Annotated in this window: 12 protein-coding genes; 10 read left to right on the top strand and 2 right to left on the bottom strand. The window is 59.8% G+C overall.

Annotated features, from left to right (window positions below; genetic code table 11):
* Window positions 1–360: 360 nt before the first annotated feature.
* From ssuE to QCBJ_RS25095, 6 genes are all read left to right on the top strand, one after another.
* Window positions 361–954, top strand: a complete 594-nt coding sequence (gene ssuE / locus QCBJ_RS25070) for an NADPH-dependent FMN reductase (protein ID WP_015886424.1) — start codon at window positions 361–363, stop codon at window positions 952–954.
* Between the two features lie 94 nt (window positions 955–1048).
* Window positions 1049–2017: a sulfonate ABC transporter substrate-binding protein gene (locus QCBJ_RS25075; RefSeq protein ID WP_015886423.1), complete on the top strand. Its 969-nt coding sequence runs from the start codon at window positions 1049–1051 to the stop codon at window positions 2015–2017.
* Window positions 2018–2042: 25 nt separating this feature from the next.
* Window positions 2043–3191, top strand: a complete 1149-nt coding sequence (ssuD, locus tag QCBJ_RS25080; protein ID WP_015886422.1) for an FMNH2-dependent alkanesulfonate monooxygenase — start codon at window positions 2043–2045, stop codon at window positions 3189–3191.
* Window positions 3192–3200: 9 nt separating this feature from the next.
* A complete protein-coding gene (ssuC, locus tag QCBJ_RS25085; RefSeq protein ID WP_015886421.1) occupies window positions 3201–3989 on the top strand; it encodes an aliphatic sulfonate ABC transporter permease SsuC in 789 nt (262 codons plus the stop codon).
* Window positions 3986–4792, top strand: a complete 807-nt coding sequence (gene ssuB / locus QCBJ_RS25090) for an aliphatic sulfonates ABC transporter ATP-binding protein (protein WP_015886420.1) — start codon at window positions 3986–3988, stop codon at window positions 4790–4792. The genes ssuC and ssuB overlap by 4 nt, the downstream gene beginning before the upstream one ends.
* A gap of 28 nt (window positions 4793–4820) precedes the next feature.
* Window positions 4821–5036, top strand: coding sequence for a molybdopterin-binding protein (locus QCBJ_RS25095; RefSeq protein ID WP_003213899.1), 216 nt, complete (start codon window positions 4821–4823; stop codon window positions 5034–5036).
* A gap of 115 nt (window positions 5037–5151) precedes the next feature.
* Here QCBJ_RS25095 and QCBJ_RS25100 read toward each other — a convergent pair whose 3' ends face one another.
* Window positions 5152–5781, bottom strand: coding sequence for a TetR/AcrR family transcriptional regulator (locus QCBJ_RS25100; RefSeq protein WP_046034907.1), 630 nt, complete (start codon window positions 5779–5781; stop codon window positions 5152–5154).
* Between the two features lie 260 nt (window positions 5782–6041).
* Window positions 6042–7418, bottom strand: coding sequence for a glutamine synthetase family protein (locus QCBJ_RS25105; protein WP_003213894.1), 1377 nt, complete (start codon window positions 7416–7418; stop codon window positions 6042–6044).
* Between the two features lie 278 nt (window positions 7419–7696).
* On the opposite strand from QCBJ_RS25105, the gene QCBJ_RS25110 reads away from it, so the two are divergent.
* The 4 genes from QCBJ_RS25110 (at window position 7697) to QCBJ_RS25125 (ending at window position 12088) form a co-directional block, all read left to right on the top strand.
* Window positions 7697–7936: a hypothetical protein gene (locus QCBJ_RS25110; protein WP_102061837.1), complete on the top strand. Its 240-nt coding sequence runs from the start codon at window positions 7697–7699 to the stop codon at window positions 7934–7936.
* 79 nt (window positions 7937–8015) lie between these two features.
* Window positions 8016–9374 carry a glutamine synthetase family protein gene (locus QCBJ_RS25115; RefSeq protein WP_046034908.1) on the top strand — a complete coding sequence of 453 codons (1359 nt, stop codon included), beginning with the start codon at window positions 8016–8018 and terminating at the stop codon, window positions 9372–9374.
* Between the two features lie 59 nt (window positions 9375–9433).
* Window positions 9434–10798, top strand: coding sequence for an aspartate aminotransferase family protein (locus QCBJ_RS25120; RefSeq protein WP_015886416.1), 1365 nt, complete (start codon window positions 9434–9436; stop codon window positions 10796–10798).
* 195 nt (window positions 10799–10993) lie between these two features.
* The gene (locus QCBJ_RS25125) at window positions 10994–12088 is read left to right on the top strand and encodes a polyamine ABC transporter substrate-binding protein (protein WP_015886415.1); all 1095 of its coding nucleotides are present in this window, start codon (window positions 10994–10996) and stop codon (window positions 12086–12088) included.
* The last annotated feature ends 43 nt before the right edge of the window (window positions 12089–12131 follow it).

The following is a 12131-nucleotide window of genomic DNA, read 5'->3' on the forward strand; positions in this document are numbered from 1 at the left end:
ACCATGCTGGCAGCCTTGAGCTTGAACTCACTCGAATAAGATTTACGCATATCCAAACACCTCAGATTTGGGCGCTATCATAGCGCCCGATTGAAGTGTCCAAAATCATTAGGCCAGTTCAGCTTGCCCCCGATGGCGTCGTTCAATACACCGTCGTTGAAGCTGAATCACAACAGGGGTTTTCAGGCCGTTTCGACGGCCTTTTTTTCGCCTGACGTTTAACCTTCCTTATATGCATTTAAAGAATAAACAAATGAAAAAATAAGATTTAAAGATATATGAATCTGCTGATAAGGTCTGTTCCATCTTGGCGCCATCGCCACACAGCGAACCGCCGGCACTTGCTCAAGGAATTCCTGCATGTTGGTCGTAACACTTGGAGGCAGTCCCAGCCAGCGTTCCCGCTCCGGGGTGTTGCTGGATAAAACCCGTCAGTGGTTGCAAGACAAAGGCGTAGAAGTCGTGAGTTACCAGATACGGGACTTCCCGGCTGAGGACTTGCTGCATGCGCGTTTCGACAGCCCAAAGGTCATCGACCTGCTGCAACAAGTGGCTAACGCGGACGGTCTGGTGATCGCCACGCCGGTGTACAAGGCCTCGTTCTCCGGCGCGCTGAAGACGGTGCTGGACCTGCTGCCCGAGCGCGCCCTGGCCCACAAGATCGTGTTGCCGATGGCGACCGGCGGCAGCATCGCGCATATGCTCGCGGTGGATTACGCGCTGAAACCGGTGTTGTCGGCGCTGAAAGCCCAGGAATTGCTCCACGGTATTTTTGCCGAAGACAGCCAGATCGCCTATGGCGAAGGCAGCGCCCAGGCGCAACTGGTGCCGGTGCTTGAACACCGTTTGCACGAGGCCCTGGAAACGCTCTACGGCGCCATGGCCCGTCGCCCGAAACCGCTGGACCCCCATGTGTTGAATGAACGTTTGTTGAGTGCTCGCTGGAGCATCTGAGCCTTACCGGATTTTGTAGTACTCACCTTACTCAGCCGCTAACGGCCAAGCAGGTGCAGCCAACCCCCTCATCGCATTATTTGGAGAGAGCGCCATGCGCACTGTCATCTTGCGTCGTGGTCTGGTCGCACTGTTTGCTGCGGCTGTGTCCTTCGGCGCCATTGTTCAAGCTCAAGCCGCCGAGACCCTGCGTATCGGTTATCAGAAGTACGGCACGCTGGTGCTGCTCAAAGCCAAGGGTTCCCTGGAAAAACGCCTCGCGGCCCAGGGCGTCAATGTCCAATGGACCGAGTTTCCGGGCGGCCCGCAACTGCTTGAAGGCCTGAACGTCGGCTCCATCGACTTCGGCGTGACCGGCGAAACCCCACCGGTATTCGCCCAGGCCGCCGGTGCCGACTTGCTCTACGTGGCCTACGAGCCGCCAGCGCCGACCAGCGAAGCGATCCTGGTGCCGAAAGATTCGCCGATCAAATCCGTGGCCGAACTCAAGGGCAAGAAAGTCGTGCTCAACAAAGGCTCCAACGTGCACTACCTGTTGGTACGTGCCCTGGAAGATGCCGGCCTGAAATACACCGACGTGCAGACCGTGTTCCTGCCGCCCGCCGATGCCCGTGCCGCCTTCGAGCGTGGCAGCGTGGACGCCTGGGTAATCTGGGACCCGTACCAGGCCGCCGCCGAGAAACAACTGCAGGCCCGCACCCTGCGTGACGGTACCGGCATCGCCGACAACCATCAGTTCTATCTGGCCACCAAGCCGTACGCTGAAAAACACCCTGAGGTGCTCAAGGCTCTGATCGAAGAAGTGCGCGCCGTGGGCGAGTGGTCCAAGGCCAACCCACAGGAAGTGACTGAACAAGTGGCGCCGCTGCTCGGCCTGCCGGCAGACATCACCCTGACCTCGGTGAAGCGCCAAGGCTACGGCGCACTGTTCCTGACCCCGGAAGTGGTGGCGGCCCAGCAGAAAATCGCCGACAGCTTCTACCAACTCAAATTGATCCCCAAGCCCTTGAGCATCAAGGACGTGATCTGGACGCCACCCGCCGCCGTGGCTAAAGCGCCGTAATCCGACTTCTTCAGGAGACAACTCCATGAGCCTCAATATTTTCTGGTTCCTGCCTACCCACGGCGACGGCCATTACCTTGGCACCGCCGAAGGCGCTCGCGCCGTTGACCACGGTTACCTGCAGCAAGTGGCCCAGGCCGCTGATCGCCTGGGTTTCGGCGGGGTGCTGATCCCGACCGGGCGTTCGTGCGAAGACTCGTGGCTGGTGGCCGCTTCGCTGATCCCGGTGACCCAGCGTTTGAAATTCCTCGTCGCGCTGCGCCCTGGGATCATTTCCCCGACGGTGGCGGCACGTCAGGCCGCGACCCTCGACCGCCTGTCCGGCGGCCGTGCGTTGTTCAACTTGGTCACCGGTGGTGATCCGGAAGAATTGGCCGGCGACGGTCTGTTCCTCAGCCACGAAGAGCGTTACCAGGCCTCGGTGGAATTCACCCGTATCTGGCGTCGTGTGCTGGAAGGTGAAACCGTGGATTACGACGGCGAACACATCAGCGTCAAAGGCGCTAAGTTGCTTTACCCGCCGATCCAGCAACCGCGTCCGCCGTTGTACTTCGGCGGTTCCTCCGAAGCGGCCCAGGACCTGGCGGCCGAACAGGTGGAAATGGTCCTGACCTGGGGTGAGCCACCGGCCGCTGTCGCGGAAAAAATCGCACAGGTGCGGGCCAAGGCCGCGAAGCTGGGGCGCACGGTGCGCTTTGGTATTCGCCTGCATGTGATCGTGCGCGAAACCAACGATGAAGCGTGGAAAGCCGCCGATAAACTGATCTCCCACCTGGACGACGACACCATCGCCCGTGCCCAGGCCTCCCTGGCGCGCTTCGATTCTGTTGGCCAGCAACGCATGGCGGCCTTGCATGGCGGCAATCGCGACAACCTCGAGGTCAGCCCTAACCTGTGGGCCGGCGTCGGCCTGGTGCGCGGCGGTGCGGGCACCGCGCTGGTAGGCGATGGCCCAACCGTCGCGGCACGCGTGAAGGAATACGCAGCACTGGGCATCGACACCTTTATCTTCTCCGGTTATCCACACCTGGAAGAGTCGTATCGGGTGGCTGAGCTGTTGTTCCCCCACCTGGATATCGAACGTCCCGAGCTGCCGAAAAGCGCCGGGTACGTGAGCCCGTTCGGCGAAATGGTCGCCAACGACATCCTTCCTAAAGCTGCGTCACAGAGCTGAGGTGGCGCCATGAGTTTTGAAAAATTAAGCCACCGCGTCGCGCCCTGGGTGCTGCCGGTGTTGTTGCTGGCGGTGTGGCAGTTGTCGGTGTCGGCGGGTTGGTTGTCGACGCGTATTCTGCCGGCGCCCAGCGCCGTGATTGCAGCCGGCGTCCACCTGGTGGCCAGCGGCGAAATCTGGACCCACCTGGCCATCAGTGGCTGGCGCGCGGGCCTGGGTTTTGTGATCGGCGGCAGCATCGGCCTGGCCCTGGGTTTTATCACCGGCCTGTCGACGTGGGGCGAACGCCTGCTGGACAGCTCGGTGCAGATGATCCGCAACGTGCCACACCTGGCGTTGATTCCGCTGGTGATCCTGTGGTTTGGCATCGACGAGACGGCGAAGATTTTCCTCGTCGCGCTCGGCACGCTGTTCCCGATCTACCTCAACACGTACCACGGCATTCGCAACGTCGACCCGGCACTGGTGGAAATGTCGCGCAGCTACGGCTTGTCCGGGTTCAGCCTGTTCCGTCAGGTGATCCTGCCGGGCGCGCTGCCGTCGATCCTGGTGGGCGTGCGGTTTGCCCTGGGCTTTATGTGGTTGACGCTGATTGTGGCGGAAACCATTTCCGCCAGCTCCGGCATCGGTTACCTGGCGATGAATGCGCGTGAATTCCTGCAAACCGACGTGGTGGTGTTGGCCATCGTCATGTACGCCATCCTCGGCAAGCTCGCCGATCTGGCCGCTCGCGGCCTGGAGCGGGTGTGGCTGCGCTGGCACCCGGCGTATCAAGTGAATAAAGGCGGTGCGGCATGACAGCTCAACAACCCCCGCGCCTGCTCAAGGGCATCCCCCTGGCGGTACGCAAGTTGCGCAAGGCCTTTGGCGCGCGCGAAGTGCTCAAGGACATCGACCTGCACATTCCTGCCGGCCAATTCGTGGCGGTGGTCGGTCGCAGTGGTTGCGGCAAAAGTACCTTGCTGCGCCTGCTGGCCGGCCTGGACAAAGCCAGCGGCGGCGAGCTGCTGGCCGGTTCCGCACCGCTAAGCGAAGCCATTGAAGACACGCGGCTGATGTTTCAGGAAGCGCGCCTGCTGCCGTGGAAAAAGATCATCGATAACGTCGGCCTGGGCCTTAAAGGCAACTGGCGCCCCAAAGCGTTGGAAGCCCTTGAAGCGGTCGGCCTGGCCGAACGTGCCAATGAATGGCCGGCGGCGCTGTCTGGCGGGCAGAAGCAACGCGTGGCCCTGGCCCGTGCGCTGATTCACCAACCGCGCTTGCTGCTGCTCGATGAACCGCTGGGCGCGCTGGATGCCCTGACCCGCATCGAGATGCAGCAACTGATCGAAAACCTCTGGCAGAAGCACGGTTTCACCGTGTTGCTGGTGACCCACGACGTCAGCGAAGCCGTGGCCATTGCCGACCGGGTGATCCTGATCGAAGACGGCGAAATCGGCCTCGACCTCATCGTCGACCTGCCGCGCCCACGTGCCCGGGGCTCACATCGCCTGGCCGCGCTGGAAGCCGAAGTGCTCAACCGTGTGTTGTCGTTACCCGGCACGCCGCCGGAACCCGAACCTGTTTCACCGCTGCCTACGCAATTGCGTTGGGCTCAATAACTCACTTGTCCCATGAAGGAAGAACAACATGACTATTAAAGCCATCAACGTGCGTAACCAGTTCAAAGGCACCATCAAGGAAATCGTCGAAGGCGACGTGCTGTCGGAAATTGACGTACAGACCGCGTCCGGCATCGTCACTTCCGTGATCACCACCCGCTCGGTCAAAGAGCTGGAGTTGGTGATTGGCAGCGAAGTGATCGCCTTCGTGAAGTCCACCGAGGTGTCGATTGCCAAGTTGTGATCGCGCCTGAGGCCGCCATCGGGGGCAAGCCCCCTCCCACATTTTGACCTGTGAATACATTCAAAAGGTGGGAGGGGGCTTGCCCCCGATGAGGCCGGCCCAGCCACCACACTACTCAACGCTTGGGCAAATACGCCGGTAAATAGAGCCCGACGTAAGCATCAAACACCCGCATCCCTTCCTCCGCCATGCGTGGCGTGATCAGCCCATGCTGATGCACCGAGCGCGCATACACGCGATCGCTCAGTTCCAGCGCCAGGGCAAACACGTCGACATCGCTGGGCAGTGTCGGCACTTCGAAGTGGCGATTGAACACGTCCAGCATCAAGTTCCCCAATTCAAGATCATGCTGTCGATCCGCCTGGGTCACCTCGGTCAGCCCGTGCTGGGCCAGGATCAACTGGCGTGCGGCGGCGTCCTCGTCGTAGATGGCGAGCATGCGTTGCTCGACGATGTAGGACAGATCACGCCAGTGCTTGAGTGAGTCGTGCTCGATGGGCGCCTGAATGGCCGCCCGGAATGCTGCGTGCACATCTGCTGTCAGCGCTTCCAGCAACGCGGGCACGCTGGCGAAAAAGTGATACACCGACGACGGCGGGATCTGCGCCCGTTCGGCCACGCTGTAGATCGACAAACCGGCCACGCCTTCGGCGGCCAGCAAGGTGCGGGCGGCGTCGAGAATCGCGTCGATCCGGGCCTGGCTACGGGCGCGGGGTTTGCGAGGGGTGGCGGGGCGGGTGGTCATGGAAGTCTCCTACAAGGCAGAGCGCATTGTACGCAGAGCTTAAGGATGATCCATACCTGGGAGTAGGCGCTTTCGTGGCGAGTGAGTGTGTTGTAGTGAGCGGGCTTGCCCCGCGCTGGGCTGCGAAGCAGTCCCAATAGAAACACCGAGTTCATTCAGAAGGAACTCGGCGTCGGGTTGTGGGGCTGCTTCGCAACCCAGCGCGGGGCAAGCCCGCTCACCACAGCAAGCCCGCCCACCGCATTGAATACCGCAACCGCTTACACGGTATGCAGGTACCAGTTGTACTCAAGGTCGGAGATGGAATGTTCGAACTCTTCCAGCTCACTTTCCTTACAGGCAACGAAGATATCGATGTATTTAGGATCGATGTACTTGGCCATCACCTCGCTGTCGTCCAACTCACGCAATGCATCGCGCAGGTTGTTCGGCAGGCTTTGTTCGTTCTGCTCGTAGCTGTTGCCTTCCACCGGTGCGCCAGGCTCGATCTTGTTGGTCAGGCCGTGGTGCACGCCTGCCAAAACCGAAGCCATCAGCAGGTAAGGGTTGGCGTCGGCGCCCGCCACGCGGTGTTCGATACGCACGGCATCGGACGAGCCGGTCGGTACGCGAATCGCCACGGTGCGGTTATCCAGGCCCCAGCACGGCGAGTTCGGCACGTAGAACTGTGCGCCGAAACGGCGATAGGAGTTGACGTTGGGGCACAGGAACGCCATTTGAGCGGGTAGGGTCTCGAGCACACCGCCGATCGCGTGACGCAATGCGGCGTTCTGCTCGGGATCCTCGCTGGCAAAGATGTTCTTGCCGTCTTTGTCCAGGATCGAAATGTGTACGTGCAAACCGTTGCCTGCCTGGCCTGGGTAAGGCTTGGCCATGAAGGTGGTGTCCATCTCATGGTCGTAGGCGATGTTCTTGATCAGACGCTTGAGCAGGACCGCGTAGTCGCACGCCTTGATCGGGTCGGCCACGTGGTGCAGGTTCACTTCGAACTGCGCCGGGGCACTTTCCTTGACGATGGCGTCGGCCGGGATGCCTTGCTCTTTGGCACCTTCCAGGATGTCCTGGAGGCAGTCGACGTATTCGTCGAGGTCGTCGATCAGGTAAACCTGTGTCGAGTGCGGACGTTTGCCGGAGATCGGCGAGCGGGGCGGTTGTGGGCGGCCGTTCACGTTCTCCTGGTCGATCAGGTAGAACTCGAGTTCGAAAGCGGCGCAGATGGTCAGGCCAAGGTCGTCAAATTTGCTTACAACTTGGCGGAGCACTTCGCGCGGATCGGCGAAGAAAGGTTCACCTTCAAGTTCGTGCATGGTCATCAGCAGTTGCGCGGTAGGGCGCTTTTGCCAGGGTTCATTGCACAGGGTGTCGGGGATTGGATAACAGATTCGGTCAGCATCACCGATGTCCAGGCCCAGGCCGGTGCTTTCCACCGTAGAGCCGTTGATATCCAGGGCAAATAAAGAGGCAGGCAGGTTAATGCCTTTCTCGTAAACCTTGTGGAGGCTGGTGCGTTCGATGCGCTTGCCGCGCACCACACCATTCATATCCGCAATTAGAAGGTCTACGTACAGAACCTCAGGATGATCCTTAAGGAACGCGTTCGCTTCGTTAAGCTGAACGGCACGCGGGGGTACCGACATGATGCAACACCTTTGTTGTTAAAAATATCAATCATTGATCTTTTCTGGTTTCAGTCAACCCGAACGGCATGCCGAAGTCAAGCGAGGCCTTTTTTGCCCTAAAAAAGCGCTGCGAAGGCTTTTTTGGGGCTTTTTGGGGCGGTTTTTTGGGTTTGACGGGCTTGGGACTCGCAGGCTTGAGCGGGCCGTGTTGTATTTTTTACGGGGGTGTTGTGTAAAAAAATGAACAAGGCTAAGCTCGATTCAAACCCATAACAGCAATAATACCGGGGTGCTTCATGTCTCGCCTGCCGCCACTCGGCGTCTTGGCCTGCTTCAGCCAGGCTGTGTCATCCGTCCATTCCTCCCGCGTGATTGCTCGCGCCCCGGCCAATATTCTTGACGCCCGGTCCGACCTCTTTTTTGCCTTCTCGTTTGCCACCGAACGGCTCGCGTCCGCTGTGCTGCTCAAAATTGCACACAACTTTGGCGTGAGGAATGCAACGCTGCAGCAAATGGCAGGTAAGCTCCTACCCTGAATGAAAAAACGACGCGGATGCTGCGTCAACCAACGCCTGGCCTTTAATGGATGCCAGGAAACCCAGCCCAGAGGCATTTATGAGTAACAACCTCGACCAGCTCACCGATTGGTTGAAAGACCACAAGATCACAGAAGTCGAATGCATGATTGGCGACCTCACCGGCATCACCCGGGGCAAGATCTCGCCGACCAACAAGTTCATCGCCGAAAAAGGCATGCGCCTGCCCGAGAGCGTTCTGTTGCAGACCGTGACCGGCGACTATGTCGAAGACGACATTTATTACGAATTGCTCGACCCGGCCGACATCGACATGATCTGCCGCCCCGACCAGAACGCGGTGTTCCTGGTGCCTTGGGCCATCGAGCCGACCGCCCAGGTGATTCACGACACCTACGACAAGCAAGGCAACCCGATCGAGCTGTCGCCGCGCAACGTACTCAAGAAAGTCCTCAAGCTCTATGCCGACAAAGGCTGGCAGCCCATCGTGGCGCCGGAGATGGAGTTCTACCTGACCAAACGCTGCGAAGACCCGGACTTCCCGCTGCAACCGCCGATTGGCCGTTCCGGGCGCCCCGAGACCGGTCGCCAATCCTTCTCTATAGAAGCCGCCAACGAATTCGACCCGCTGTTCGAAGACGTCTACGACTGGTGCGAACTGCAGGAACTGGACCTCGACACGCTGATCCACGAAGACGGCACGGCGCAGATGGAAATCAACTTCCGTCATGGCGATGCCCTGTCGCTGGCCGACCAGATCCTGGTGTTCAAGCGCACCATGCGTGAAGCCGCGCTCAAGCACAATGTGGCCGCGACCTTTATGGCCAAGCCGATGACCGGCGAGCCCGGCAGCGCGATGCACCTGCACCAGAGCATCATCGACATCGCTACCGGCAAGAACGTCTTCTCCAATGAAGACGGGACCATGAGCGAGCTGTTCCTCAACCACATTGGCGGCCTGCAGAAATTCATCCCTGAATTGCTGCCGCTGTTTGCGCCTAACGTGAACTCGTTCCGCCGCTTCCTGCCGGATACCTCGGCGCCGGTGAACGTGGAGTGGGGCGAAGAAAACCGCACCGTGGGCCTGCGCGTACCGGATGCCGGCCCGCAGAACCGGCGTGTGGAAAACCGCCTGCCGGGCGCCGACGCCAACCCGTACCTGGCGATTGCCGCCAGCCTGCTGTGTGGCTACATCGGCATGGTCGAAGGCCATAACCCCAGCGCGCCAGTGGTAGGCCGTGGTTACGAGCGTCGCAACCTGCGCCTGCCGTTGACCATCGAAGACGCCCTGGAACGCATGGAAAACAGCAAGACCATCGAGAAATACCTGGGTCAGAAATTCATCACAGGCTACGTCGCGGTCAAGCGGGCCGAGCATGAAAACTTCAAGCGCGTCATCAGTTCGTGGGAGCGGGAATTCCTGCTCTTCGCCGTCTGATGCGCCGGGCGCGCCCTTGAAAGCGGCGCGCCCTTTACTGAAAAGTCTAGGAGATCGGTATGTCCAGCAACAACCCGCAAACCCGTGAATGGCAAGCCTTGAGCAGTGATCACCACCTGGCGCCGTTCAGCGACTTCAAGCAATTGAAAGAGAAAGGCCCACGGATCATCACCAAAGCCCACGGCGTTTACCTGTGGGACAGCGAAGGCAACAAGATCCTCGACGGCATGGCCGGCCTGTGGTGCGTGGCGATCGGTTACGGTCGCGATGAACTGGCTGACGCCGCCGCCAAGCAGATGAAAGAACTGCCGTACTACAACCTGTTCTTCCAGACCGCTCACCCACCGGTACTGGAGTTGGCCAAGGCCATTTCCGATATCGCACCGGCCGGCATGAACCACGTGTTCTTCACCGGTTCCGGCTCCGAAGGCAACGACACCATGTTGCGCATGGTCCGCCACTATTGGGCGATCAAGGGCCAGCCGAACAAGAAAACCATCATCAGCCGCAAGAATGGCTACCACGGCTCCACCGTGGCCGGCGCCAGCCTGGGCGGCATGACCTATATGCATGAGCAGGGCGACTTGCCGATCCCGGGCATCACCCACATCGCGCAGCCGTACTGGTTTGGCGAAGGCGGCGACATGAGCCCCGAAGAATTCGGCGTGTGGGCTGCCAACCAGTTGGAAGAGAAGATCCTGGAACTGGGCGTGGACAACGTCGGTGCCTTTATTGCCGAGCCGATCCAGGGCGCTGGTGGTGTGATCGTGCCGCCCGCCACCTACTGGCCGCGCATCAAGGAAATCCTCGCCAAGTACGACATCCTGTTTGTCGCCGATGAGGTGATCTGCGGTTTCGGCCGGACCGGTGAGTGGTTCGGTAGCGATTTCTACGACCTCAAGCCCCACATGATGACCATCGCCAAGGGCCTGACCTCGGGTTACATCCCCATGGGCGGCTTGATCGTGCGCGACGATGTGGTGGCCGTGCTCAACGAAGGTGGCGATTTCAACCACGGCTTCACCTACTCCGGCCACCCGGTGGCGGCGGCAGTGGCCCTGGAAAACATCCGCATCATGCGCGATGAAAAAATCGTTAACCGCGTTCACGACGAAACGGCACCGTATTTGCAGAAACGTCTACGGGAGCTGGCGGATCACCCGTTGGTGGGTGAAGTGCGCGGTGTGGGCATGCTCGGTGCGATTGAGCTGGTGCAGGACAAGGCAACGCGCAAGCGTTACGAAGGCAAGGGCGCAGGCATGATCTGCCGAACCTTCTGCTTCGAGAATGGCCTGATCATGCGCGCCGTGGGCGACACCATGATCATTTCGCCGCCGCTGGTGATCAGCCAGGCCGAAATTGACGAGCTGGTGACCAAGGCTCGGCATTGCCTGGACCTGACTTTGGCGGCATTGCAGGGCTAAGTGCTAGGCTCAGTGCGCAGCGGCTTTCGGGCGCTGTGTACCGAGCAGTTATAGATGAGGCTTTGGTTGAAAGCCGGCCTCAGAACTTGCCAGACTGTCGCCCTGTTTTGTTGCCCTTTAGACGGGCCGCAAAACCTTGTAAGAACGTGGCCCAAAAAAGAAAAATTGGAGCATCACCAAATGAAGGCATTAGGTTTGAAGAACGCTGGCAAGACCCTCCTCGCCTTGTCCCTGATGGGCGCAATGGCGGGCGCGGCCCAGGCAGACGATAAAGTGCTGCACGTCTACAACTGGTCCGACTACATCGCGCCGGATACCATCGCCAACTTTGAAAAAGAGTCCGGCATCAAAGTGGTGTACGACGTGTTCGACAGCAACGAGACCCTGGAAGCCAAGTTGCTGGCAGGCAAGTCCGGTTACGACATCGTCGTACCGTCGAACAACTTCCTCGCCAAGCAGATCAAGGCGGGCGTCTACCAGGAGCTGGACAAGACCAAACTGTCCAACTACGACAACCTGAACAAATCCCTGCTGAAAGCCGTGTCGGTCAGCGACCCGGACAACAAGCACGCTTTCCCGTACATGTGGGGCTCGATCGGCATCGGCTACAACCCGGAGAAGGTCAAGGCTGCGCTGGGCGTGGACAAGATCGATTCCTGGGACGTGCTGCTCAAGCCTGAGAACATCGCCAAGCTGAAAAGCTGCGGCGTGAGCTTCCTCGACTCGCCAACCGAAATGCTGCCGATCGCGCTGCATTACCTGGGCCTGCCGACCGACAGCCAGAAGAAAGACGACCTCAAGCAAGCCGAAGCGCTGTTCCTGAAGATCCGTCCTTCGATCGGCTACTTCCACTCGTCCAAGTACATTTCCGACCTGGCCAACGGCAACATCTGCGTCGCCGTGGGTTATTCGGGTGACATCCAGCAGGCCAAGTCCCGCGCGGCTGAAGCCGGTGGCAAAGTGAAAGTGGCCTACGACATTCCGAAAGAAGGCGCCGGTAGCTTCTTCGACATGGTCGCCATCCCTAAAGATGCCGAAAACGTCGACGCCGCCTACAAATTCATGAACTACCTGTTGAAGCCGGAAGTAATGGCTTCGATCACCAACAGCGTACGTTTCCCGAACGGTAACGCGAAAGCCACCGCACTGGTCGACAAAGACATCACCAGCGACCCGGGCATCTACCCGCCAGCAGACGTGCAAGCCAAGCTCTATGCCATTGCTGACCTGCCAGCCGCAACCCAGCGTGAAATGACGCGCAGCTGGACCAAGATCAAGTCCGGTAAATAAGCCCTGAACCTTGTGGGAGGGGGAAATGTGGTGAGCGGGCTTG

The organism is Pseudomonas sp. QC2 (genome assembly GCF_002859085.1).
Taxonomy (GTDB): domain Bacteria; phylum Pseudomonadota; class Gammaproteobacteria; order Pseudomonadales; family Pseudomonadaceae; genus Aquipseudomonas; species Aquipseudomonas petroselini.